The sequence below is a fragment of the Vibrio sp. TRT 2004 genome, assembly GCF_050113735.1.
Lineage (GTDB): Bacteria > Pseudomonadota > Gammaproteobacteria > Enterobacterales > Vibrionaceae > Vibrio.
Genome location: NZ_JBNJOH010000030.1, coordinates 27,163 through 53,113 on the forward strand (window position 1 = coordinate 27,163; position 25,951 = coordinate 53,113).

A 25,951-nucleotide genomic window follows, 5' to 3' on the forward strand; every position below is an offset into this window, starting at 1 on the left:
CTATTAATGTTCGACTTCGAATCCATAGCGTTGCAAAACGTTGCGCGCCTGTTGTGTTTTCATAAACTGCGCGAATGCCTCTACTTGCGGCTTAGCATTAAGTTGAGCCATGGGGTAGACAATCGGCGAGTGGCTTGATTCAGGGAGGCGAGCAATAATTTTAACCCCCTCACTCATTAACGTATCCGTTTTATAGACTATTCCCAAAGGCACTTCGTTACGCTCAACCAGCGCAAGTGCAATGCGAACGTTATTGGTCGGTGCAAGGGATCGCTCAACGGCGCTCCAGATACCGAGACTCTCTAGAGACTCTTTAGCATAGATGCCTGCTGGAACCGCGTTGGTCTGCCCTATGGCAATACGCCCTTTTTGAAGATAGTTTAGCCATGAGGCGCTATCATTGATGTCCAGCGAACCTTGGTGGTTAACCGGAGTGATGACGACGAGCTGATTTTGAGCAACGTTAGTTACAGCGTCACCATTAATAACCTTCTGTTCTATAAGGTAATTCATCCATTTTTCATTTGCCGCGATAAACACATCGGCGGGTGCTCCTTGGTGGATTTGTCGAGCGAGAGACGAGGTACCGGCGTAAACAGGAGTAGCCGAAATCGACGACTGTTTTTCAAACTCACTGACCAATTCGTTCACCGCGTTGGTCATGGATGAAGCCGCATAGATGCGGAGTTTGTCTTGTGCTTGTACTGACACACTCGCGGATAGAAGTAAGCCCGCACCAAATGTTGCTAGGAGATTTTTTATTGTCATCACTTATACAGTTCAGGCCAAAGTTGTTTGAGATCGAGATGTTGTTCAATTGCATCCGCAATTCGGTCAATCGCGCGTTGCTGATTCGCTTTGTGATCGACCTGTGCCACATTGTCAGCGCCTGCCCAACGGAATATGGTGTCAGCCGCTTTTGGATCATCAAAGATACCATGTAAATAGCTACCAAACACTTGATTACAATCACTAATCGCTCCATCAGCCACTGATGAGTCCAATACGATTGGTGCGAAACCACAGCTAGAAGTGATGCCCGCATGAATTTCATAACCGCTAACCGTCGCTGTTTGTCCACCTAAAGTCAGCGTTCCTTGGACATTCGTTAATGTCTTATGTGGCTTTAGCTCTGTATCGACCTGCAAATAACCAAGCCCAACACTAGAACCTGCCGTACTCTCGATACCAAGTGGGTCATGTATCCACTCACCCAACATCTGATAGCCGCCACAGATCCCCATTACTTTACCGCCAAGACGTATATGGCGCTGGATATCACTATCCCAGCCTTGGTTACGCAAGTATTCCAAATCGCTGCGTACCGCTTTTGAACCGGGTAATATGACTAAGTCGGCATTGTCTATGCGCTGACCATTCGTTACGTAGCGGAAGTTAATCTCAGGGTTTACCCTTAAAGCATCGAAATCAGTATGATTGCTGATGCGCGGCAAGATCGGGACAACAACATTTAAACGGCTCGTTTCTCCAGTCACTTGTTGCGCATTAATCGCATCTTCAGCCTCAAGATCAAAGCCGTGCAAATATGGCAAGACACCAATGACAGGTTTACCCGTTTTCTGTTCTAGCCAATCTAAACCTGATTGTAACAACGAAATATCACCCCGAAAGCGGTTAATTACAAAGCCTTTTACTCGTTGTTGCTCTGATTCCGATAGCAGTGCCAACGTTCCGTATAGGTGAGCGAAGACGCCACCGCGATCAATATCAGCAACAATGATCACTGGGACATCGGCTTGCTCAGCAAATCCCATATTAGCAATATCGTTTTCTCGAAGATTAATTTCTGCGGGGCTTCCGGCTCCCTCAATAAGCACTGTATCGTATTGTTGCTGAAGAATGGCAAACGACTCCATAACAATCGGTAAAGCCGTTTTCTTATAGCTCTGGTAACCGATCGCATCGACCGTGGTCGTCGCTTTGCCCTGAAAAATAATTTGCGCCCCAGTGTCGCTTTGAGGTTTGAGTAACACAGGATTCATATGCACGCTTGATTCGATATTCGACGCTAACGCTTGCACCGCCTGTGCACGACCAATTTCACCGCCGTCCGGCGTTACTGCACTATTGAGTGCCATGTTTTGTGGTTTGAATGGCGCGACCTTGACGCCCTTTCTGGCGAGCACTCGGCATAAACCTGCCACAAGGACACTTTTACCGGCATCTGAGGTGGTTCCCTGAACCATAAGAGCTTTTGAATTGGACTGCATTTGTTTTATCAATCGTGGTTTAGCGTTGAGTCATAATAAACGTTTTTTAACTATTTCCTCAAAAAAATGAACGGAATATGAATCTCATACTCAGCAATGGTTCAAGAAGCGCCTGCTTTAATAGCATCATCGATTTGATACTACCTAGTTAAACAAGGAACACAAAAATGAAAAAAATGATTCTCGCAACGGCAGCCACTCTAATCCTTGCTCCTACTTTTGCAATGGCAAACGATGGACACCATAAACAATCAAGCCGCGTTTCATACACAGGGCCTGTAGAAATCACCAACGTTGATACCTTGCTTGCTGATACGAGCATGTTTACCGAGCGAAACGTGGTCGTCGAAGGTACATTGTTACGTCAAGTGAAAGGCGATACGTTTATCTTCTCTGACGGTAAAGGTGAGATTCAAGTGGAACTCGATGATGACATCATCATGACTCAACCAATTAACGAGACCACAAAAGTTCGTCTATTTGGTGAATATGAAGGTGGTAGAACCCCAGAAATTGAAGTGGATCATATCCAAATTCTATAATTAAATGAATTAGTCTCTCGATTAAGTTATTATTTGGCTTGCTTATTGCAAGCCATTTTTTTAGTCAATTTATTGTTGTTAGTCGGAGACTACATTTGAAAAAGATCATTTTGGCCAGTGCCTTAGCATTCGTAGGCATCAGTGGAAGCGCCCAAGCAAATAATTTCAATTACAACTTCTTTGAAGTCCGTACTGCGATTGGGCCTGAAATGACAGGTGCAGAATTCAGTACCTTCTTCACTGAAAACTCGCATTTTATACTCCGTGCCGATTCCCAATTCGATAAGGACTATGACTTAGCTGGCGGTATTGGCTTCAACGGCCCAATTAGTCAGTTTGCCGATGTTTACGGTCAGTTATTACTTCATCAAGTAAAGTTCACTAAAGAAGCTGGCGGTGAAAGTGAAACTCAAGCTGAAGTGAATATTGGTGTTCGTCTTTGGCTAACTGATCAAGTCGAAGCAACGGCAAGACTTGGCCGTAACGACGATTCATCCGTTGCTCATGCAGGCGTTCGTTTCCATTCGACTCAGCAACTTTCGCTTTCTGCTGAAACGCGTAATAACGGCTTATATGGCCCACAAATCACGATGTCAGTGCGTTTCCAGTACTAACCTTTCGATACGATTGCCAAAATAAGAACGCCCAGCTCAATGCTGGGCGTTCTATTTCGAGTCTTAGCGTTAGCGAACCACAATCTTTCTTGGCACCAGCTCAACCCCTGGCTGGTAACGCTTTGACGCGGCATTGAGGGCAAGTGCCATCGCGCTGTCAGCAATCAGCTCAAATTGCTGTGGCAATGAGTTAATTGGCATAGGAAGAAAATCAAGGAGACGATTGTCACCAAACGTAGCGATTTTTAGCTTACTTGCGAGTTCTGGTCGCTCTAACAGTACATCAAGAACCCCTTCAAGCAGGGTGTATGACGTAGTAACAATCGCATCTGGCAACTGACCACTATCACACCAGTCACTCAATACCTTTTTGCCATCCGCACGATTAAAGTGCTCACCATAGCCAATGGTGTACTGAGCCTGATGTTGTTTAATCGCCTTTTTGAATCCAAGTTCACGTTCGCGAGATATATTCAACTCAGGTAAGGCGCCAATAAGCCCGACCGTAGTTACACCGTCACTTAAAACGGACTTCGTCAATTCGAAAGCACCACCAAAGTCCTCACTGATCACGCAAGAAAAATGTTCGTCGTCTAAAGGACGGTCAAGTGCAATAACGGGAGTCCCTCGGTTCTGCAAATCGATGTAATAATCGCTAGCTTCTGGTATGACACTAGCAACAAACAGCGCGTCCACTTTTCGACTCACTAACGCATGCACAACACTTTTTTCAGTTTCTGGATCATCATCAGAACATGCGATTAAAATCTGATAGCCCGCTGAGCGAGAGTTTTGCTCCAAGAGTTTGGCTAAACGCGCATAACTGGTGTTTTCTAAATCAGGAATTATCAGGCCAAACGAACGGCTTTGCCCTGCTCTAAGCGTACTGGCCGCCAGATCTGGGCGATAGTTATGCTCATCGACCACAGCCATGACTTTACGCTGTGTTTTCTCACTAATTCTGTATTTTTGAGCCTTACCATTGATTACATAGCTGGCGGTGGTTTTCGAAACCCCTGCCAATTTGGCTATTTCATCCAGTGTCATATCACCAACCTTTGTTCTGTGCGCGAGATCATAATACTTCATAAAGGATCTCTCGATGAGTTGAATTATATGCTGAAACGATTCAGTATAAAAGCTGAAAGGATTCAGCAATACTCATAAAGTGAGCCAAATCACTCAAATATAGCGATAGTGAATGTAATAGGTTCCTTATAACTCAATCAGTTAGAGTGAAATGATGCTGAATCCACATATTTTTGTCTTTTTGCTGAATCGATTCACCTGATATCAGCAAAAAGCGAGTGACTTTTTGGGCACAATTAACCCTTTTAAAATCCTTAAGGCTGGAGAAGCGCCATGCTTAAGTTAGCAAATAGCGACATCACACTCGCTCAAGTAGCAAGTGACAAATTTCAAGCGATTCAAAACATCGCAGCAAGCCTCACCCAAGCAGGTCTTGTAGAACAAGGCTATATTGAAGGCATGCTGAACCGAGAGAAGCAAAACTCGACATTTTTAGGTAACGGCATCGCGATTCCTCACGGGACTACTGATACACGATCAATGGTCAAAACAACAGGTGTTGCTGTCCACCACTTCCCTCAAGGCGTTGAATGGGGAGAAGGCAACAAAGTTTACCTAGCGATTGGTATTGCGGCTAAATCAGATGAACATCTCGGCATTCTTAAACAACTGACTAAAGTACTATCCGCGGATGGTGTAGAAGAGCGTCTACGCGATGCTAAAAGCGCACAAGAAATTATCGCGTTGCTCAATGGTGATGTACAACTTGAGGCTGACTTCGACGCGTCATTAGTACAACTGCAGTTCCCTGCTAGCGACATGGTTCAGATGAGCGCTGTTGCTGCGGGTTTACTGAAAAACACTGGTTGCGCGGGTTCTGAGTTTGTTGCAGACATCGTATCAAAAAATCCTACGCACCTTGGTCAAGGTTTATGGTTAGTAGGTAGCAATAAGCAAGTTACACGAACTGGCGTATCGTTTGTTTCAACGGCAAACGACTGCGAGTTTGAAGGTCAAAAGGTACGCGCACTCGTTGCTTTTAGTGCATGCAATAGCGCCCATAGACCTATCCTTAACCAGCTTTCACAACTCGTATTCAACCAACAGCAAAGTAAGCTAATCGACTCTTCTGTTGAACAAGTGCTGTCACTGCTAACGGGTGAGTCTCAACCTTCATCGCACGTCGAAGCGACGAATAGTGCGGTATTTAAAATCAAAAACGCCCATGGCCTGCATGCACGTCCAGGCGCGATGTTGGTTGCAGAAGCTAAGAAATTTGAATCAAACATTCGTGTCGCAAACCTTGATGGTGATGGTAAAGAAGTCAACGCCAAGAGTCTGATGAAAGTTATCGCTTTAGGTGTTAAACACGGTCATCAACTCAAGTTTTCAGCTGAAGGTGCTGACGCATCAATGGCGTTGGAGTCCATCGGTAAAGCAATCGCTTCCGGCCTAGGTGAAGGCTAAGGAAACGGTATGAATCAAGTGAAAACTAACCGAGTGGTAACTATCACACTAAACCCTGCCCTAGATCTGACTGGCACACTAGACAGATTAAATACCGGTTCGGTAAGTCTTGTTGAAAAAAGCAACCTTCATGCGGCTGGTAAAGGCGTCAATGTTGCAAAAGTACTTAGCGATCTCGGAGCTAATGTCACTGTTACCGGCTTCCTCGGCAAAGACAATCCTGAACTCTTTCAACAACTTTTTGATCAAATCGGTGTGGATAATCAGTTCATTGAAGTCGAAGGCGCGACACGTATCAACGTAAAACTTGTTGAATCCAGTGGTCAAGTCAGTGACATCAATTTTCCTGGCGTGCAAGTAACTCCTGCCGATGTGATGCGTTTTGAGCAAACCCTTTTCTCACTCGCTGAGACCCATGATTACTTTGTGTTAGCGGGTAGTTTGCCGGGTGGTGTAAGTGCAGAACAATGCGCCACTTGGATCGAACAACTCCGCCAAAAAGGCAAGAAAGTTCTATTTGATAGCAGTAAATCTGCGCTTCGCGCAGGTATAGATGCTCGTCCTTGGCTAATCAAACCAAACGAAGAGGAGCTAGGTGATTTCATCGGCCAGCACCTCACTACACCAGAACAATGCCAAACGGCCGCTCAGACTCTCAGCGATAAGGGCATCGAAAACATCGTCGTCTCAATGGGAGCCGATGGTGTGATGTGGCTCAATCAGGGCCAGTGGCTTCGAGCTCAACCTCCGAGAATGAACGTGATTAGCACAGTAGGTGCAGGCGATACGCTTGTGGCTGGCTTGTGTTGGGGCCATATGCAATCAATGCAAAAACAAGAATTACTTCGCTTCGCAACTGCGCTGTCAGCTCTGGCTGTTAGCCAAGTGGGCGTAGGACTAACCAGTGAGGAACAACTGGAAAACATCAAGCTGCAAACTGAAGTCAGCGAACTTTACCCTAATACGCACTTAGACAAACACTAAGGAACAGAAGGTTATCAGTATGAATATTGCTATTATTACAGCTTGTCCGAGCGGTGTTGCAAACAGCATCCTCGCGGCAGGACTATTAGAACAAGCAGCAGCGAAATTGGGCTGGAATGCAAAGATTGAATGCCAGTCAAGCGTGATTGAGCCAACCTTACTTAGCAGTGATGATATCGCGCAAGCCGATGCAATTATCATCGCGTCAAATACGCCTGTTGATACTTCGCGCTTTGTAGGTAAAAAAGTTTACCAAGCCGAAATAAGCTCTGTGGTTAATGATGCAACCGCATTTTTGCAAACCGCACTCAACAATGCGCAAATCCTTTCACAGCCTACAACAGTGGGCGCGAGTTCAGACCATGTTGCGGCTGGTAAAAAAATCGTCGCTATTACCGCTTGTCCCACGGGTGTCGCGCACACTTTCATGGCCGCAGAAGCACTGGAAGAAGAAGGCAAACGCCGTGGTCACCAAATTAAAGTCGAAACTCGTGGTTCAGTGGGCGCAAAAAACCAATTAACCGACCAAGAAATTGCTGAAGCCGATTTGGTTATTATCGCTGCGGATATTGAGGTCCCCCTTGATCGCTTTAACGGTAAAATGATGTACCGCACCAAAACTGGGCCTGCACTGAAGAAAACATCGCAAGAAATGGATAATGCATTTGAGCAAGCATCGATCTACCACCATTCAGGTAATGCGAATTCTGCTGCTGATGATAAAAAAGGTGCCTACAAGCATTTGATGACGGGCGTATCGCATATGTTGCCTGTCGTGGTTGCTGGCGGTTTAATCATCGCCCTATCGTTCGTATTTGGTATCGAAGCATTTAAAGAGGAAGGCACTCTTGCCGCAGCCCTAATGACAATTGGTGGTGGCTCAGCATTTGCACTGATGATCCCTGTTTTGGCGGGTTATATCGCCTTCTCTATTGCTGACCGTCCTGGACTAGCCCCAGGCCTTGTCGGTGGTATGTTGGCAAGCTCTACTGGTGCCGGCTTCTTAGGTGGTATCGCAGCAGGTTTTATTGCAGGCTATGCCGCTAAGTTCCTAGCCGATAAAGTATCACTTCCTCAGTCGATGGAAGCACTTAAACCGATTTTGATCATCCCATTCGTTGCGACACTATTTACTGGCTTGGTAATGATTTACATCGTCGGTGGCCCAGTTGCAGGAATCATGAACAGTCTGACTGATTTCCTCAACAACATGGGCTCAGACAGTGCTGTTCTGCTTGGTGTTCTACTTGGCGCAATGATGTGTTTTGACTTAGGTGGTCCAGTGAATAAAGCGGCGTACGCGTTTGGTGTTGGTCTACTTGCCTCACAAACTTATGCGCCTATGGCTGCGATTATGGCCGCGGGCATGGTTCCGGCTCTAGGCATGGGACTTGCGACTTTCGTTGCTAAGAATAAGTTTGACCAAAGTGAACGTGAAGCTGGTAAAGCCTCATTCGTACTCGGTCTATGCTTTATTTCTGAAGGTGCGATCCCGTTCGCGGCGAAGGACCCTATGCGTGTTATCCCAGCATGTATGGCAGGCGGCGCATTAACAGGTGCCCTATCTATGCTGTTTGGCGCAAAATTAATGGCACCACATGGCGGTCTATTCGTATTGCTAATTCCTAACGCGATTACTCCGGTTGTGATGTACCTTGTGGCGATCGCAGCAGGTACTGCGGTTACAGGTCTAGGTTACGCTTTCCTCAAAAACCGTACAGAATCAAAGCAAGCGACATCGGCAACGGCTTAACTCGATTCATTGCCTCCCCCCTTACTAGGCATAAGCACCTCACACGAGGTGCTTTTTTTGTTATGGGTTCAGTTAACAATCTACAATTCAATAACATAGTCATATGCAATTACATACTAATTGCATGCATATTTTGACCTGTACGCAGTGCGAATTTGTTGTATAGTGTGCGGTTTTTTTCATTAACTTAGCTTATGTCGTTCTGAATGCACAAACTCGGTAGCAAACTCTTTATTCAATTCACGCTTGTTTTTTGTGCTATGTCGTTAGTGCCTTTCCTCTATTTCTACACACAATTCAACCAGTTAAATAGCAAAACTGAACAGTTTGTTGAACAATTGAACCGGAATAAGCTTGAATATGCAAAAGCCGAGTTGCAAACCTCGCTTCAGCAGATGACATCATCGCTACGTTACTTGTCAAATAACGGCATGATCAACCAGACCATTACCGACCCAAGTAACGAAAATATTGATTCTCTCGAACAGTTTTGGCTTCTTATCGCACGTACACAAAGCTACTACTCCCGACTTCGCCTAATGGATAATTCAGGCATGGAAATTGTTCGTATCAACATCGGCGAACGTTTTACCGAGATTGTTAATAAGAATTCTCTCCAATATAAAGGTGACCGCGATTACTTCCGTTACGCAAAAAACTTAGCTAACAATGACGTTGGCCATTATGGCATTGATATAGAGTCAGAAAATGGTCAACCTGTCTCTCCGCTTGTTCCCGCTTACCGAATCATTTACCCGCTTACAATTGATGGTGAGCGTAAAGGTTACTTTATCGCTAACCTCGATTTACAGCGTATTTATCGCTCACTAGCGTATAAGCGCAATTCATTGAACCTACCGAATATCGTCACATCAGAAGGCTATTACCTGATGTCGTCAGGTGGCGATAAACTGTTGGGCAATATCGTTCAAGCTAACGCCAGTTCGAATATCGCGCTTCAATACCCTCGCCTATGGAACAGTTTAAAGTCCAACAGCATTGGCACAATCAAAGATAAGAACTTCTGGCTTTCTTATACAACGGTTGAGCTCGACAGCGTTGATAATATCGACACGTTAATCTTCTTTACCAAGACATCTTTGTCAGAGGCGCACTCTTTTACCTCAGAGCAACGCAGAGACCTTTACTTACAGGCCACGTTTATTTCCATAATTCTGTTGCTACTTACGTTTACTTTCGTTACTTGGAACCACAACCACGAAAAGAACAGTATCGACAGTAAAATCGCTCGTGCGGCGATGAATGGAATGTCTGCAATGGTCATCACTGACCGCAATAATAGAATCATTCAGGTTAACGATGAGTTTACCCGCGTTAGTGGCTATAAACTCGAAGATGTGAAAGGCCAGCCACCATCACTGTTTGCGTCTGGTAAACACCAACAAGAATTCTACATGAACATGTGGAAAATCCTTGAAACTCAAGGACTTTGGGAAGGTGAAGTGGTTAACAGACGACGTGATGGCTCGCTTATTACTGAAATTCTGCGAATTCAAACCGTTAAGGATCGCTACGGCATCATCCAGTTCTATGTTGCCTCATTCGTCGACATTTCGCACCGTAAGGAACTTGAGAACCGTCTAAGAGAGTTAAGTGAAAAAGACGCGATGACGTCACTTTGGAACCGCCGTAAATTCGATTCTGAAATGCAGACACAAGTTCAGCGCACAAAGCGTTACAAAAAGAATGAAGTAACTGCACTCGCCCTACTCGATATCGATCATTTCAAACGCATTAATGACACTTATGGCCACGACTGCGGTGATCAGGTCATTAAATCTGTTGCACAGTCACTTACACATCATCTGCGTGAAACCGACATTATTGCTCGAATTGGTGGTGAGGAGTTCGCTATCATCATGCCCCATACCTCACTAAGAGAAGCTGAAGTGGTTGTAAACCGACTCCGAACTGCGATCCATCTTGAAAGTGAACTCAAGGTAACAGTGAGCGCTGGCTTGACTGAAATATCTCACAGCTCAGAGCAATCATACAAACGAGCAGACATCGCACTCTATGAGTCTAAGTCTTCTGGGCGTAACCGTGTATCCATACTCCCTGCTTGTGAAGCTAGCACGATTGCTTGATTTTGGTGCATCTATTTGACCTATGATGCACCAATTCGTAACATTGATTTTGTAATCCATTTCTAACTTACTGATCTAACAGGCATCTTCTTCTTGGCTTAATTCTTGTACTACTCTCTATATCACCTTTACTGCACTAATATGGAGATTAGAATGCAAGACACTCTCACCGTTATACTCGCAGGGGGAATGGGTTCTCGACTTAGCCCACTCACGGATCACCGCGCTAAACCAGCCGTTCCTTTTGGTGGCAAGTACCGCATCATCGATTTCACGCTGACTAACTGTCTCCATTCAGGTTTGCGTAAAATTTTGGTGCTGACTCAATACAAATCGCATTCGCTGCATAAACACCTACGTGATGGTTGGTCGATTTTTAATCCTGAACTGGGTGAGTTTGTCACCGTTGTTCCCCCGCAAATGCGTGGCGGTGGCAAGTGGTACGAAGGCACGGCTGACGCGATTTATCACAATCTGTGGTTATTAGAGCGCAGCGATGCAAAACATGTGATTGTGCTATCTGGCGATCATATCTATCGCATGGATTACGCTGAAATGCTTAAAGATCATATTGAGAATAATGCCGCGCTCACCATCGCTTGTATGGGAGTGCCAAGAAAAGATGCGTCTGCTTTTGGTGTCCTCTCAGCGAATCCCGATGGGCTGATTGACACATTCAGTGAAAAGCCTGCAAACCCTGACCCTATGCCAGGCGATCCTGATAAAAGTCTTGTCTCGATGGGTATCTACATTTTTGAGATGGAAACTTTGCAAAGAGTTCTAGAACAAGATGCAGCCAGTGAAAACTCGTCCCATGATTTTGGTAAGGACATCATCCCCAAACTGATCGATGAGCGTAAAGTCTATAGCTATAATTTCTGCTCTGATCGTGGACGTGTTGCAAAAGACTGTTACTGGCGTGACGTTGGCACCATCGATTCGTTTTATCAGGCCAATATGGATTTACTTGAGCCTATACCTCCAATGAACCTGTATCAGCCAAGCTGGGGGATTCGGACCTACGAACCTCAGTTGCCCCCGGCTCGAACGGTCTCATCCGCTACTGGCAATGAAGGCATTTTCATCAATTCGATCATCGCCAATGGTGTGGTCAATTCTGGTGGTTCAGTGCAACATTCGATCATCTCATCCAATGTTCGCATTGATGATAGCGCAACCATTGTCGATAGCATTCTTTTTGATAGTGTTAAGGTCGGCAAGGGTTGTAGGTTGATCAACTGCATCATCGATAAGCACGTCGTGATCCCCGACAATACAGAGATTGGTGTTGACCCAAAACAAGACGCCAAGCGTTTCCAAATATCGGACAAGGGTATTGTGGTCGTTCCTGAAAGTTACAAATTTTAGTTAGATTGATCGTATAAGGCCTTGGAATAATCCAAGGCCTTTTTTTGTTTATAGTGGGCAATTCACCTCATCCCAGAACCAGTTAGATTGGGTTGGTGATTCCCAAGTTCCTGGGCTGTTTTTAGCGATAAAACACTTATCGTTATAGAGGTATGTAGTGCCATTTATAGCTTGGGTCACACCCGGTTCCCACTGCACTGCTGGACCAGTTGGGTTAGTACCGCCGTTGTCGCCACCAGTTCCACCATTACCGTCTCCGCCCTGTGAAAGATCTGCAAGTGGTAGATCAGGGTATTCCGCCTTCAATGCATATTCGACTCCGTTGATCTTCACTGTGTAGTTAGCCGGGCCAGAAATGGGTAAGTAATAGACCATGTCTAACTCATAAACCTCACCATTGGCCATGTTTTTCCAGCTTGGCAAAGAGAACGACACGCGGTGCATTGTGCCATCAAGCCCGCCAATGTTGTCCGCTCTGGTATGTCCAGAAGAGATAACCGCGAGTCCACCGCCCGATTGATCTTTGGCGTTATCTGGCGCTGAGACAGGAATATCAAACTGGAACTCCGTCCCACCAGGAATGACCTGACCGGTATTGTTGGTAAAGGTTAATTTAGGGTTAATTGGGTAGTTTTGATCCCCGACTTTAAAGCCGCCCACCGTTACCGCTATATCGACAGCTTCTGCTGGCATTGCACCCGTCGCAACTTTATTGCCATAAGGTGTCGCCGTTGCAAATTTGTCGTAGATTGCCTTAGTCATCGTGTTACCCATATGGTACTCACCACTACCGTTAGCACACGCTTGTTCTGTCACATCTACGCTGGTACGTTGACCATTCGCATCTAGGTTATAACAGTTATAGTCCCCTGCTAATTCCCAGAACATGATTCCACCAATCTCTTTGTCAATGACGTAGTCCGCTTTGACGGAAACTGACTGCTCATCTTCGGTTGAGAGGAAGACACTCTTCTCTGCATTCCATAACCAAGGAGCAACGGCAACCGAATCATAGTTGCGTGTATAAGTACCAACCAGTTGGTGCTGGGGATTATTTGGGTCTAGTTTGTACGCCGATGTGTAGCTGCCTAAGATACCATTTTCTAGGTTTTTAGCGTGCCACATTGGACCTGAGCCTGCCCCCATCTCATTCCCTTTAGGGTCAGTATCGTGCCACATATTATCGATACCAATAGCACCGTTACCGCAATTGTTGCTTTCACCTTCACCCGTACCTTCAGGACATTCGGCCTGATTTGGCAGTGCAGCTCGACCCCATAGACCATTCGTCCCACCAGTTACTCCCTGCCAACCGCGTGTATAGTAAGGTACGCCGATATTGATTCGGCCAGCTGGCATTGAACCGCGGAAATAGTGGTATGCCCAATCGGTGTTAAGATAACCTATACCACCGTACTGAGCAGTGTTGTAAACGTTCCATTGCGCCAACTCTGAATCTTCACCAGTGTCATACAGTGCGGCGTTGTGACCAACATGATCGTTCCATGCGCCGTGCAAGTCGTAAGACATAATGTTGACGTAGTCGAGGTACTTGGTCACATCAAATGTTTCCATGCCGCGTAACAGGTACCCAGAGGATGGCGCGGCAATGGTGAGCATGTAGTGCGTACCATCCTGTGCGGAAGCTGCATCGAGTTTTTGACGAAGTACCTTCATCAATTCTTGGTACGATGCCCATAAGTACGGACGGCGTGGTTCCATAAAATCTTTATCATATGGGTTTCCTGCGCCAGCCATTGAAGTTGGATATTCATAGTCAATATCTAAACCATCAAAACGGTAGGTACGCATCATGGCCACCGCAGAGTCGACAAACTTTTCTATCCCAGCGTGGTTAATTGAGCCGTCGGCATTCGTGGTCATCGAGTAGAAACCTCCGTCAGCAACGCGATTCCCATCAGCACCAAAGTGACCGCCAGTTTCTGCCCAGCCACCAATCGAGATCAAGGTTTTAACGCCATAGCGTTCCTTGTATGTAGCGAGTGCACCAAAGTGGCCTTTGAAGCCAAGGGTTGGGTCAATATCGACGCCTTGCCACTCTTTTCCAGTCGCGGCATTATTCGGATCATTGACATCACCCAGATTGACTTTACCATCCGAGCCAATCCCTACAAACGCATAGTTAATATGAGTAAGCTGTTCCCACGGAATATCTTTCACCAAGTAAGCGGATTGAGGATCATCTCCCGCGCGCCAGCTGGTAAAGTAGCCAATAACTCGACGTGGATGATCCGCGCCCATTAATTCGCGTCCATCCTCGTCGTACTTGGTACAATAAGGGACATTGATGCCTTCCGTTTGATACAGGCCGTCAGGTCGACAGTTCGCTGCCGTTGGTTCACCGTTAACCACCAGCGAAGTCGTTGTTGAATTGGTTGTGGCACCTAGGTTGTCGGTCGCCCTTGCATATACAGGCAAACTACCCGCTCGGTTCGCGGTGTAGTTAAGTACATATGGTTCAGTAGTGACCGTTCCGACAAGAGCCCCAGAGACAAAGAAGTCAACCTTATCGATCGTTCCATCCGAATCAGCAGCATTGGCGGTAAGGGAAACTTGTGCCCCCTGGTCAACAACTTCATTCGACAATGAGATATTTATCGTTGGTGCAATATTATCTGGCGTGTTCGAGCTGACGTTAATTTGCACGCTGCTTAGTTGACTCTTAACGCCAGCGTCATCATAAGATGCTACTGCAATTTGGTGCGATCCAGATGTTGCAACCCAAGTCGACGTATAAGGAGCAACGCTTACCTCCGCCACGACTGTGCCATCGACGACAAACTCCACTTTGCTGATTGTTCCATCGGGATCCGCTGCGTTGGCAGACAGAGTGACAACGTCACCTTCAGCAATCACATCACTCGCTTGAGGTTGAGTTAATTCCACCGTTGGAGCTTGGTTATCTCCTGCTGAAGTACAACTGCCTAATTCACTCCAGAAGTCCCACTGGCTCGATGAGTTTAACGCTGGATCATTGTTCCTTGTCCAATAATTAGCCTGATATCCTTTGCCCTGATACTCAACTTTATCGCCGCCTGAATAGGCAACGGTAGAGTCCCAACCAACTAGCGTCGTACAATCTATCGCTGCGTAGCTGTTAAACGCCATTAAACATGACGCACTTAACGAGCTCAGCGTGAACACACGTTTAATTGTGTTCGGTTTAGATGTATGCATTTCCCGTAATCCTTAACTTGTTGTTTCAAAATTAGATTTATTTTTGATTAACGCTGACGGACTTAAAATCCCCAGTAAAATAACACTAGATAAGATTAGGAAAATTCGCACGAAGATTATCGCAACACTCCAAATTGACTCGCAATATGGAATGTTGTAGATGCAACAAGGTGACACTTAATTTGCATCGATAACTAATTTTTGATTTATTTCATCAGAAAAAATAAACCTCTCCACGCTTAGCATGAAGAGGTTTATTGTCGAAGATTGACTAGATCTCCTATAGGTAAGAAAGAGAATAATTCTTTTTCTGAAAACAGTATTGCCCAATTGACTGGCAAAAAACACTGTAAAGATGTCAGCGTCAGTTTCCCCTTTTATGCAGCATTTGCCTTCGGGGTTTCATTAAAGTGACGCTTAAATTCGCGTGAAAACTGAGAAGTACTGTTGTATCCAACCAATCGCGCTGCATCTGCTGCTTTCAGCCCTTCAAGCTGGATCAGTTCTCTTGCTTTGTTCAGTAAGTTCTTGCACGGTGACTGTGTCGGTATAGTTCTTCTAAAGACTTAGCGACACGAGCATAATGCCCCTCGTGTCTTACCAAATCAAACAAGAGGCAAGTCGCAATGCAATTTAGCTACGTAAACCCAACCCAGATTCACTTTGGTCAAGGTCAGATTCAAAGTATCAGTTCGACAATCCCTTCAGATCAAAAAGTTTTAGTTATTTATGGTGGCGGTTCTATTAAGAGCAACGGCGTATATGATCAGCACTAGAAGGTCATCAATGGTCCGAGTTTTCAGAAGTAGCTCCGCGTTTTCCCGCCATGTTGTGATAATCCACCTATTACACAGCACTAGCGCTTTTTACCCTCTCTGTCGTTACTTAACCTGATAACGATAGATCAAGTCATCGTAATACTGACCACCGATTTGGTAAGCGTCTTTCTCTCTTTCCGCGAGACTGAAACCCGCTTTCTCCAGCACTTTACACGACGCAACGTTGCCATCGGTTACAATCGCATTAACCGTTTGAATTGGGTAGTTGTGAGTAGCATGGTCGATCAACGCAACCAATGACTCTGTCCCGTATCCACGTCCATGAAATTCCGGCAACAGCAAATAGCCCACTTCAATATGCTGTTGGTTGTCTTCAGACAAACACAGCCCCGTCACCCCAATGGCATTACCCGATTGTTTCTCTTTAATCACTAAACACAACCAATGGCTGTTAGGCCAACTCCACTTTGGAAGACGAGATTCAAAACGCTGACGAATTTGCTCTTTCGTCGGTTTATCAAACGCATAACGAATCACATCATCATCTTGGTGCAATCGTTCAAAGAGCTGCCAATCATTTTCCGTGATTTGATCCATCAATAATTGTTTTGATTCTATTGGATACATTTAATTCCTCTAAGCTAATATCTCATCAAGTGCGTGCTTTGATTGTTCGACCAATGACCAAAGCTCACTTCGATGCTCCAGATACATCTCACATGGTTGCTGTGCTTTTTCTATCTCGAGACACAAATCGAACAGTACCCCTAAGCCTAAACTGCCCGCCGATCCTTTGAGTTTATGAGCAAGTTGTTTAATCTCTCTTTGATCATTTTGCCCAGCCGCGCTATCTAACTGCGTAACAATCTCCTGAGCACCATCGCTGAACAAGCCACAGATTTCCACCATTTTGGCTTGCCCTAGCACTGCCATATCCGCAATCACTATTTTGGGGTCGATAATGGCTTGATTAACTGGTCGCACTGGCATGTCTTCTTTATGACAATCGTTTTGTTCTAATAATAACGACTTGCCCTCTAAACTATTTTGGATCATTTGGCTAAGTGCGTCCTTATCGAGCGGCTTAGGCAGATATCCATCAAAACCTGCCGCGATGTAACTTTCAACTTCTTCATTGTATACATGCGCCGATACCGCGATCATTGGCGTCGGCATTCGGTTGGACGAGTCAGTTTCAATTTGTTTTAACTCACCTAATAACGCAATTCCATCACAATCAGGCAGGTTGATATCCATCAGCACGATATCGAACGAATGCTGCTCGAAGTCACTCCGAGCGCTCTTTCCATCAACCGCCGTCATGACTTGATGTCCCATACTCGCCAAAAATCCTTCAGCGACCATGCAGTTAACCGGATTGTCTTCAATCAGTAAAACGCGTGCGGTCACGTTACAGTTGGTTACGGTATCTTGTTGTTGTACTTCCTGACCTAACTGTAGGGGAACAGAAAACCAAAAACGGCTCCCTTCGCCAAGTGAAGACTCAAGGTGGATCTCTCCGCCCATCGCCTCAACCAATCGCTTACTAATCGCCAGCCCTAAACCTGTGCCACCTTTACTGCTCAATCCTCCTGATGCCTGAGTAAACGCATCAAACAAGTTGAGCTGCTCTTGTTCGCTGATACCTACGCCCGTGTCCGACACTTCGAACAACACATGTCCATCATTGTCAGGGTCATGAGCAACATAGATATCGACATGGCCTTTGTCAGTGAACTTGATAGCATTTCCGACAAGATTGTTAAGAACTTGACCGATTCGCGTCATGTCACCAAACCAGAATTTATCCACATCGCTTTCGATACAATATTCGAGTTGCAGCGACTTTTCTTGAGCCCTTCCATTTAGTAATTGCTTGGTGTCATCCACCATCGCGTGCAGATTAAAGTCGATTGGACGAATTTCTAAATGCCCCGCCTCAATCTTTGAGTAATCGAGTACGTCATTGAGGATAGCAAGCAAGCCGTTACCACTGCGATTGATCACATCGACATAGTGGCCCTGTTGACTGTCCAGCCCGGTATCTTTTAACAACCTAGCAGTCCCGAGTACGCCATTCATTGGTGTGCGAATCTCGTGACTCATCGTCGCTAAAAACGCCGATTTGGCACGGCTGGCTTGCTCGGCCTCTTGACGGGCGCGTGCATGGTTTTCTACTTCCTCATTTAACCTGATATTGGCGAGTTGTAATTGATGAGTACGCTCAGTCACTAGCTCCTCTAGATGGCCCTTATGCTGTTCGAGTTCTCGCTTCGCCTTGGCTTCACTTTCTGCGACCACCTTTAAAGCCTTTGCCGTGTTACGTGCAGTAATGATCGCTTGCCCCATATGTGCCAATTCATCATTACCTTTAACGGTAAGTTCGACTTGCAACTGTCCTTTAGCGATTGAAAGCAACGCCGAGGAATATTCTGCAAGACGTTTAACCACGGATATATAGACCACTTTCCATACGATCAACACCACGATGACCATACCTAGAACCGTAATAATCGTTAGTGTTAGCTGAGCGTAATCGAGGGTCGTTTTTAGTTCTTCAACCGCCCGAGTCGTTGAAGCATTAGACTCGTCGACCAGCTTGTTTACGGTGGCATTAAGTGTAGAAAACTGAGTCAAAGTATCTTGCATCAATTGCTGCGCTGAACGTTCGTTCTCATATCGTTGAGTCAGCACATCAAAAACCACTTCACGACGTTCAAGTTTCTTGAGAAGTTCCGCCATCTGTTGGGATCGCGTAGGATCTTCTACAGCCTGCACGCGTCGTTTCATAATATTCAGATTACTACTGAACTCTTCTCTAATGGTTTGAATACGATTGATATCCGATACCGTACGCGCCTCCTCTATATGGTTGAGTAACTTGAACGCCAGTAGATGAAGTTCGTGTAATCGCTCGGATAGATCAAGATCGACTTCAACCAGAGCATCAAGCGCGTTATACGCCTGCTCTATCTGGCGTTTATCAAGGAGTGCGTAGATGTGAGTTACATTGGCAACAGCAATGGTAGATGTGTTGGCGACTTGAGTACGAGTAAGTTGTTCCAGCTCTAGAGCAAGGTCCCGAAGTTCACCTGTTCGTACCACAATATCTTGACTGAGGAATAACCTTTTCTCGACCACAATTCCAAACTTAGCAAGCGTATCGATGACGATCTGAACATCCGACTCCAACCTCGTCAGTAACCCAGAGTCAAACGAATCAGAACCTAACTGTTTGATATGTGTTAGCAAAGATTCCAGCTGAGAAAACAACTCTTTTCCTGAACGTTGACGCTGCTCTTCGCTTTTCGCATTGGACAGCGTCTGTACAGAAGAAATGATGCGTGAGCTTAATTCGGACACCTGTCTTGCTTCAATCATTGACGGGATCGCCGAATTAACCACATTTCGCTCTGTTTTTGCTACAGAACTAAAGCCAAATACCCCGATTAACGCAGAAATCAAAACCAATAACGCCATCGCAAGGAATGCCAACAGCAGTTTGCGTCCAATACTGGCTTTAGCTAGTAACATCGAGAATCTTCACTTCTTAAGTCTTCTATAATGCGCTATATTTTGCAGTGTTTAATCCGCCTTTACCAACGAAATACTGCATGTCTTTGATCTCAGCTATCCAAAAGCGAGCCACACTGTTAACTTCAATGCTACTCCTCGCAGCGGCATTTAATGCCCACGCGGAACAACCGCTACGAATTTGTGCCATCTACCCGCATTTAAAAGATTCATACTGGTTATCGGTCAATTACGGGATGGTTGATGAGGCAAAGAAACAACACGTCGATCTCAGAGTATTGGAAGCGGGAGGCTATCTTAACCTCGAAAAGCAACGCGAACATATGTCTCTGTGTGTGCGTTGGAATGCCGACGCGATCATTCTTGGTACAGTCGCCCCAGATCTGTTTTATAGCTCACTTCGTCAGAGCGTTGGTTCGATCCCTGTGTTTGCAACGGTAAATCAGCTGATTGTAGACAAAGAAAACAGCTCCGCTCTGAAAGGTGAAGTGGGTGTTGATTGGTACTGGATGGGCTACTACACCGGTGAGTATTTAAAAAACAAACACCCACAAGGTTCCGGTCAAATAAATGTTGCGCTTCTACCTGGCCCTAAATCGAGTGGTGGGACCAAACCGGTCATTAAAGGCCTCTATTCTGCGCTTAAAGGCAGTGATATCCATATCGTAGAAACATTATGGGCTGACAATGACAAAGAGTTACAGCGTAACCTTGTTCAGCATGCCATAGACAATACTGAGTTGGATTACATTGTAGGCAGCGCAGTAGCCATCGAGGCTGCGATCAGTGAATTACGCAGCACAGACCAAGTTGGGCAAATTGGATTAGTTTCAACTTATCTCAGTCACGGTGTCTACCGTGGTCTTTTGAGAAATCGCGTTGAGTTTGCCCCGACAGATAAGATGGTCGAACAAGGTCGTCTGTCTGTCCTTCAGGCTGTTCACTATTTGAAAGGCGAACCTTACGAAAAGATCCAAGCACCGATCATAGAACCACTGACACCAAACAAACTCAATCCGAAGGTGATTGCCCAATCCCTTTCACCCTCGGAATATCGACCCACTTTTTACGTCTATAACGAAAACAATTAGGAAGTCTAAATGGAAAAAACGACTCGTACCCTGCCTGCACATAAACATGTGGCGCTTGTCGCTCACGACAACTGCAAACCAGAGCTATTACGTTGGGTAAAAGAAAATAAAGAGAAGCTACAACGCCATTTTCTTTATGCAACAGGCACCACTGGCACAATGCTAAGCAAAGAGACAGGGCTCGCGATCAAAAGCATGATTAGCGGCCCAATGGGCGGCGACCAACAAATTGGTGCGCTAATCTCTGAAGGTAAAATTGATGTATTGATTTTCTTTTGGGACCCACTCAATGCAGTGCCTCATGATCCTGACGTAAAAGCACTACTTCGTATTGCGAGTGTATGGAATATCCCAGTAGCGACAAACCGTGCAACGGCTAAGTTACTGTTTGCATCACCTTTGATCGAACAAGAAGTCGACATAGAAATCCCCGACTATCAAGCCTACCTAGCGAATCGCACCTAGTTGGTTGTTAATTGCCCGTGGTAGTCACGGGCTTTAAATTTATCAGATTGACAATTGAACCTATTGTCGCTTTGGCATCCGTTTCTTCACCAAATTAGGGCACACATCTCATCTGTGACCCCAATTTAGACCAAAATCCAATTGTAAGCATTATCTTATATCGCTACTCTGTGGGTGAATAAGAAATAAACTAATAAAAGTATCCAGTCTGATTTTTGCTGCTGAGAGATCCCGTTATGGATAACAATGACAAGCTCAACGAAATACTGTGCTGCCCGTTATGCGGCAGTGAAGAATACCTGCTTTCCGAATCGGATAGCATGTTATGTGCGGAGTGTGGTTCATTCTTTGAAGATGTCACACAACTCACAACAAACTGCGCTCTGCCTACAGTCAAGCTGCAATGTCGCGTGATATCTTCAGTAAGTCACTAAGCTATCTTTATAGAATCTGTTCGAGCTCAGTAAGATGGTTGATTTTCCTTAGCTCAAAAACATGTTGACGATCATTTAATCCGGCTAAATGAATAGAACGGACGCCTGCTCTTACACCGGCCTCTAAACCTTTAGGCGTATCGTCGATATAGAGACATTGTTCACGGGTAAAACCCATATTCATCACACAGTATTGAATAAGATCGGGCTCTGGCTTCCAACTATTGGTATCAAATGCAGAGAAAATTTTACCGCTGAAGTAAGGCAACAGACCAGTTAGGTCAAGACAACGCTCGATTTTATCTTTAGGACCATTTGACGCGACACAGTACTCAATGCCTTTGTCATCGAGAAACTGTAATAAATCAAACACCCCGTCCATTGGCTTTAGCTGTAGTTCAAACAGTCGATCCAATATATCTCTGTAAACGGGTTCGAGTTGGTCGATAGAAACGTTGACATCTAATCGCTTCTTAGTGGCCGCAAGAATATCAGCAAGCTTACCGCCTTCGAAATGGCTGGCTGCTTCTTCATAAGTGAGGGTAGCACCAAATAGAGCAAACGTGTCACACAGTGCTTGGCAGCAAAGTCTCTCACTATCAACTAACGTGCCGTCACAATCGAAGATTACACACTGAACTTGGGACTCTGTCATGCTCATTACCTTGTTAATTCGCCAAGAGAAATAATAAGGTAGTGAGTATTAAATGGAATGATGTGCTTAACACTTCCCTTGATAAATAGAAGTTTATGTCAGATTTTTAGACCATGTCACCATTTTATCGTTGGCACAATGATGAAGTCATCACTGCTCAATGATGAAGGTGTGGCTATCGTCAAGTGGCAGATCGAGTTTGGTGTACAGCGCAGCAAGAAATCCCTCTTCAGTCACCTCAGTGCCGCTGCTTTTCAATACAACATCAGAAATGAGAACCGTTTGCTGGTCTATGGTGACTATCGCCGCAGCTACCGCCTCACCTTCTTTAAAACCAAGATAGAGTGAGCAAGGTTCTGAATAGATGATTTGGGTTAAAAACTCAACGATCAGTTGCTGATCTGACTCATTACTCCAGCGACTAGCCTGCAATAATGCAAACATCACTGTAAGTCGATGGAAGTCGACCAGAAAGATATCTTCTGGTGCCATCTGGCTATCCGCTACCGGTATCTCTGACAACGTTTGGTATTGACGGCTAGATACGGCGTCTTTGTACAGTTCCATACCCGCGATGCTCTCTTTGGTAGGAAACTCGACATCTACTTGCTGATAAAGCCATTGGTTTTTGATTTCAGCAATTTTTGGCAAAGTCATAGTCTAGGGTGAACCTGTACAGATAGTGAGAATGGAGCGAGAAGCTTACTAGATAACGCCTTGAGGCGACAAGTCTTTTAGCCAGTTATTCGCAAACCACTATAAAAAGCGGATATGCTAATTACATTAAAGCGCAGTCTAGCCATTTTTGCTCAGGATAACGCGCTATGGTGTAAAACTATCACTATGAACCGAATCGAACTTCTTCAACTAAGCCAGTATCAATAGAGTAAGTCACCTCCACATTGCCTTCGAACTTATCAAAAGGTGGAACCATTCCTAAAACAGGTAGTTTTCGCGCTTGAACTATTTCAATTGGATCCCCAAGAATGCTACGAACTTCATCCGCATCCATACGACTATTCAATGACTTGGGGAAACGCCCATCAACTCTTTTCTTAAAGATAATAACTTCGAGTATCTGAGTGTGCTTATTGAAGATCAACTCAGCTTGACTGCTATCCGAAACGATATAGAAACTATTCAAACTCTCATCAACAATTTCAGGTACGTTCCCCCCTATAAGTGAAAGAAAGGATGCATCTTTTAATAAAGTTTGATACGTATTTCCTACTAAGTATTCATAAGAGTGGCTCATTTAATAACATCCATTTTGTTTATTGAGTCCGAATGAGTCGGAAAGACTTTACTGGGAAACTTACAAAACTGTGGCCAATTTTAGTTGACCACTACATTGCCAACTTAAATCGTTACTGCTTTCTAAACCATAATTACATGAGTTTTTCTACAAAAGATAGGGAAGGAACTAGAAGCCAACTCCATATCCCAATACTATTAATCCACATAAACAATCTAAATGTTTTTGATTCAGTCTTAACTCGATATCTTATAAAAGGGTAAGCTATCCAGTACCTTGTTAGACGACTAACTATTGAGTAAGAGGTTTGGAATTGCCATCTTAGATAACCTTTTTCATCGTAAAGTTTGTCTAAGTCTTTAGCTAGTTGCTTATCAATAAAAACAATGCGTTGTACGTTACCTAAACCAACCACAGCACTCATGAGTACGCCAGGGATTCCCCAGATAATGGCGTAAATTGCAAAAACTCCACTTATAACGTTAAGAAAATCACTCAAAATAAGTCCTCAACTAGTGCTTCAGTTACTTCTGTAAACTCGATGGCCTTTTCATACATAATATCTCATGTGCTTTTACCAATAGTTGCCCCTATAACACCTCCGGCAGCTGCGATATTTCCACTGGTGGTTCCCCAAGCAACTGTCGATACGTGAATACGAAGAGCTTGAGAAATCGAGCATCTTCAATGAATACTAGGTAAAGAGGAGGCAACCCTGCATCCGCAGGGAAAGTCACAATATATTCGGCTAGATCGTCCTCAGGGTAGAGAACCGTGCCAATTTCTTGTTCATGCTCTTCAATTGGGCGAACCCAGATATTGTGAACATCCATGTGCAGCTTCAGTGAATGATCAACCTATAGTCCCTAACCATTTCACCAATAGGGAAAAGCATGATGCGATAACAAAGATCCAGCTGCCAATACAATTAACCCACATAAACAGTCTGAATTTTTTAGATTTAGTGGTCACTCTATGTCTGATAAAAGGATAGGCAAGCCAGTAACACATCAATCGAGTTCCAATTGCGTAGGACATTTGATAGTTCCATTTCATATACCCTTGGTCGTCGTAATATTTATCTAAATCCTTAGCTACCTGCTTGTCAATAAATACAATTCGTTCAATATTTCCGAATGAAACCATAGCGAACATAATCGCACCGAGTACACACCAAATAATAAAACACCAAAATATAAGCACTGTAAATAAGGCCAAAACTAATTTAAATGTAATCATCTAGCATTTTCCTGAATAGCTTCAACCTGATCTTTCCCCCACTGATAAGCAATATACATAATGTCACCAGTAGCTTTACCTAACATTGAGCCTCCAATTCCACCAACCACGCCTCCAGCAATAAAAGCACCAATTGAAGCAATCGCTAACACTGGCGCTGAGGTAACTCCTACAATACCCAACACCAAAAGAGTACCGCCGGCTGCGATATTTCCACCGGTGGCTCCCCCTCCTATACCACCAATAAATCCTGTTATTTCACGTGCTGTGACTTTACCGCATTCTCCTGAACCATCAACAGAACAGGCTTCATAAATATTCTTCACGCCACTTGCTGCACCAAGCACTAGCCCTACGTAACCGACTCCACGAGACGTCGCGATACCAATCGCCACATTCGCTATACGCTTACCTAAATTCGGTACCAGACCTTTTGCAATAATTTCATCAGCATTATGGATAACAGAATGAGTAGAGAGTTAACACCATCACAACACGGCTTGCCATCGCAACTTGAGAGACGTAAAGGTGGTTAATTTCAAGAGCCCCATCTAATCGACAGGCTCATTTATATCATTTTTTAAAACCAGGTAAGCCCTGAGACAAGCGCCATTTTTTGACGATTCTAACAATATTTTCTGGCGTTCCATCTATAGGATTTTCTGGGTAATAAATTAGGTCTGAACCATCTGGATGTTCTGTTGTAGCGATAAAGTTTTCAAGTAATTCATCTTGATATTCTTCAGAACCTTCTGCGCTGATAATAATGTTTAGTAACTCCAAAAACTCTAACTCGGTATAGTCTTCTAACCTATCATGTAATCTCATCGTTAACCCTTATGAATGTTTATATGGTTCTTAGGTGTATTAACTTTTATGTTATCAACATTGTAGACATCCCCACCATGTTGAATTTCTTTGAGGTGATGTAATTCAAATGAACGGCGTCCACCCACCGTATCTTTAAATCTTGCTCGGGGAGCCTTACCATCTTTCATCCGTTTTATATTCGAAGGAATAAATTGGAGAGCCAATATTGAGTCTTCAGATACCTCTATCCAAAAAGCCTTCCTAAAGCTATCAAAACTACTGAATTCCTTATCCCTCAACTTGTCAGCAATTTGCGATGGAACTGGTGAACCTAACCCCTCACTGGCTTTCTCTAACCATATGCCCGTTATATCTTCGCCATTCCCCGTTACCAC

Annotated in this window: 22 protein-coding genes and 4 pseudogenes; 11 read left to right on the top strand and 15 right to left on the bottom strand. The window is 44.7% G+C overall.

Annotation, left to right across the window (positions count from 1 at the left end):
- Positions 1–3 precede the first annotated feature (3 nt).
- Positions 4–768: a molybdate ABC transporter substrate-binding protein gene (gene modA, locus ACQEXR_RS12975; protein WP_427020478.1), complete on the bottom strand. Its 765-nt coding sequence runs from the start codon at positions 766–768 to the stop codon at positions 4–6.
- Positions 768–2,231, bottom strand: a complete 1,464-nt coding sequence (locus ACQEXR_RS12980; RefSeq protein WP_427020479.1) for a cobyric acid synthase — start codon at positions 2,229–2,231, stop codon at positions 768–770. The genes modA and ACQEXR_RS12980 overlap by 1 nt, the downstream gene beginning before the upstream one ends.
- Positions 2,232–2,398: 167 nt before the next feature.
- Here ACQEXR_RS12980 and ACQEXR_RS12985 point away from each other — a divergent pair, with 167 nt between their 5' ends.
- Positions 2,399–2,773, top strand: coding sequence for a YgiW/YdeI family stress tolerance OB fold protein (locus tag ACQEXR_RS12985; RefSeq protein WP_427020480.1), 375 nt, complete (start codon positions 2,399–2,401; stop codon positions 2,771–2,773).
- A gap of 95 nt (positions 2,774–2,868) precedes the next feature.
- A complete protein-coding gene (locus ACQEXR_RS12990; RefSeq protein ID WP_427020481.1) occupies positions 2,869–3,387 on the top strand; it encodes a hypothetical protein in 519 nt (172 codons plus the stop codon).
- Between the two features lie 69 nt (positions 3,388–3,456).
- Here the strand turns inward: ACQEXR_RS12990 and cra are convergent, their stop codons facing one another.
- Complete coding sequence (gene cra / locus ACQEXR_RS12995) at positions 3,457–4,434, bottom strand: catabolite repressor/activator (protein WP_269378471.1); 978 nt, start codon at positions 4,432–4,434, stop codon at positions 3,457–3,459.
- 315 nt (positions 4,435–4,749) lie between these two features.
- On the opposite strand from cra, the gene fruB reads away from it, so the two are divergent.
- From fruB to glgC, 5 genes are all read left to right on the top strand, one after another.
- A complete protein-coding gene (fruB, locus tag ACQEXR_RS13000; protein ID WP_427020482.1) occupies positions 4,750–5,883 on the top strand; it encodes a fused PTS fructose transporter subunit IIA/HPr protein in 1,134 nt (377 codons plus the stop codon).
- Between the two features lie 9 nt (positions 5,884–5,892).
- The gene (gene pfkB / locus ACQEXR_RS13005) at positions 5,893–6,867 is read left to right on the top strand and encodes a 1-phosphofructokinase (protein WP_331416638.1); all 975 of its coding nucleotides are present in this window, start codon (positions 5,893–5,895) and stop codon (positions 6,865–6,867) included.
- A gap of 19 nt (positions 6,868–6,886) precedes the next feature.
- On the top strand, positions 6,887–8,620 hold the full coding sequence (fruA, locus tag ACQEXR_RS13010; RefSeq protein WP_427020483.1) for a PTS fructose transporter subunit IIBC: 1,734 nt from the start codon (positions 6,887–6,889) through the stop codon (positions 8,618–8,620).
- Between the two features lie 206 nt (positions 8,621–8,826).
- Entirely contained in the window at positions 8,827–10,728 is a 1,902-nt protein-coding gene (locus tag ACQEXR_RS13015) for a sensor domain-containing diguanylate cyclase (RefSeq protein ID WP_427020484.1), read from the top strand.
- A 153-nt stretch (positions 10,729–10,881) separates the two neighbouring features.
- Positions 10,882–12,096 (top strand): glucose-1-phosphate adenylyltransferase, encoded by a 1,215-nt coding sequence (gene glgC / locus ACQEXR_RS13020; RefSeq protein WP_427020485.1) that lies wholly within the window; start codon positions 10,882–10,884, stop codon positions 12,094–12,096.
- A gap of 48 nt (positions 12,097–12,144) precedes the next feature.
- On the opposite strand, the gene ACQEXR_RS13025 is transcribed toward glgC, so the two are convergent.
- Positions 12,145–15,294: a chitinase C-terminal domain-containing protein gene (locus ACQEXR_RS13025; protein WP_427020486.1), complete on the bottom strand. Its 3,150-nt coding sequence runs from the start codon at positions 15,292–15,294 to the stop codon at positions 12,145–12,147.
- A gap of 377 nt (positions 15,295–15,671) precedes the next feature.
- Positions 15,672–15,910: pseudogene (locus ACQEXR_RS13030) on the bottom strand (helix-turn-helix domain-containing protein); the annotation flags it as partial.
- Between the two features lie 10 nt (positions 15,911–15,920).
- Between ACQEXR_RS13030 and ACQEXR_RS13035 the strand changes: the two are divergent.
- Positions 15,921–16,108: pseudogene (locus tag ACQEXR_RS13035) on the top strand (NADH-dependent alcohol dehydrogenase); the annotation flags it as partial.
- Positions 16,109–16,175: 67 nt separating this feature from the next.
- Here the strand turns inward: ACQEXR_RS13035 and ACQEXR_RS13040 are convergent.
- Both ACQEXR_RS13040 and torS read right to left on the bottom strand, forming a co-directional pair.
- The gene (locus ACQEXR_RS13040) at positions 16,176–16,700 is read right to left on the bottom strand and encodes a GNAT family N-acetyltransferase (protein WP_138970630.1); all 525 of its coding nucleotides are present in this window, start codon (positions 16,698–16,700) and stop codon (positions 16,176–16,178) included.
- A 9-nt stretch (positions 16,701–16,709) separates the two neighbouring features.
- Positions 16,710–19,607, bottom strand: coding sequence for a TMAO reductase system sensor histidine kinase/response regulator TorS (gene torS, locus ACQEXR_RS13045; RefSeq protein ID WP_427020487.1), 2,898 nt, complete (start codon positions 19,605–19,607; stop codon positions 16,710–16,712).
- Between the two features lie 80 nt (positions 19,608–19,687).
- Between torS and torT the strand changes: the two genes are divergently transcribed.
- From torT to ACQEXR_RS13060, 3 genes are all read left to right on the top strand, one after another.
- Entirely contained in the window at positions 19,688–20,698 is a 1,011-nt protein-coding gene (gene torT / locus ACQEXR_RS13050) for a TMAO reductase system periplasmic protein TorT (protein WP_426951382.1), read from the top strand.
- 9 nt (positions 20,699–20,707) lie between these two features.
- Positions 20,708–21,163: a methylglyoxal synthase gene (locus ACQEXR_RS13055; protein WP_138970633.1), complete on the top strand. Its 456-nt coding sequence runs from the start codon at positions 20,708–20,710 to the stop codon at positions 21,161–21,163.
- A gap of 236 nt (positions 21,164–21,399) precedes the next feature.
- Positions 21,400–21,597 (top strand): hypothetical protein, encoded by a 198-nt coding sequence (locus ACQEXR_RS13060; protein ID WP_269378439.1) that lies wholly within the window; start codon positions 21,400–21,402, stop codon positions 21,595–21,597.
- A 7-nt stretch (positions 21,598–21,604) separates the two neighbouring features.
- On the opposite strand, the gene ACQEXR_RS13065 is transcribed toward ACQEXR_RS13060, so the two are convergent.
- From ACQEXR_RS13065 to ACQEXR_RS13100, 8 genes and pseudogenes are all read right to left on the bottom strand, one after another.
- Positions 21,605–22,252 carry an HAD-IA family hydrolase gene (locus ACQEXR_RS13065; protein ID WP_427020488.1) on the bottom strand — a complete coding sequence of 216 codons (648 nt, stop codon included), beginning with the start codon at positions 22,250–22,252 and terminating at the stop codon, positions 21,605–21,607.
- Positions 22,253–22,402: 150 nt separating this feature from the next.
- Positions 22,403–22,909: a flavodoxin gene (locus ACQEXR_RS13070; RefSeq protein WP_269378437.1), complete on the bottom strand. Its 507-nt coding sequence runs from the start codon at positions 22,907–22,909 to the stop codon at positions 22,403–22,405.
- Between the two features lie 184 nt (positions 22,910–23,093).
- Positions 23,094–23,507: a hypothetical protein gene (locus tag ACQEXR_RS13075; RefSeq protein WP_427020489.1), complete on the bottom strand. Its 414-nt coding sequence runs from the start codon at positions 23,505–23,507 to the stop codon at positions 23,094–23,096.
- Between the two features lie 133 nt (positions 23,508–23,640).
- Entirely contained in the window at positions 23,641–24,006 is a 366-nt protein-coding gene (locus tag ACQEXR_RS13080; RefSeq protein WP_427020490.1) for a hypothetical protein, read from the bottom strand.
- Positions 24,007–24,196: 190 nt separating this feature from the next.
- Positions 24,197–24,340, bottom strand: a pseudogene (locus ACQEXR_RS13085) (S-type pyocin domain-containing protein); the annotation flags it as partial.
- A gap of 402 nt (positions 24,341–24,742) precedes the next feature.
- A complete protein-coding gene (locus ACQEXR_RS13090; protein ID WP_427020491.1) occupies positions 24,743–25,141 on the bottom strand; it encodes a hypothetical protein in 399 nt (132 codons plus the stop codon).
- A gap of 178 nt (positions 25,142–25,319) precedes the next feature.
- Positions 25,320–25,574, bottom strand: coding sequence for a bacteriocin immunity protein (locus ACQEXR_RS13095; protein WP_138971736.1), 255 nt, complete (start codon positions 25,572–25,574; stop codon positions 25,320–25,322).
- A 2-nt stretch (positions 25,575–25,576) separates the two neighbouring features.
- Positions 25,577–25,951 (bottom strand): annotated as a pseudogene (locus tag ACQEXR_RS13100) (S-type Pyocin domain-containing protein); the annotation flags it as partial.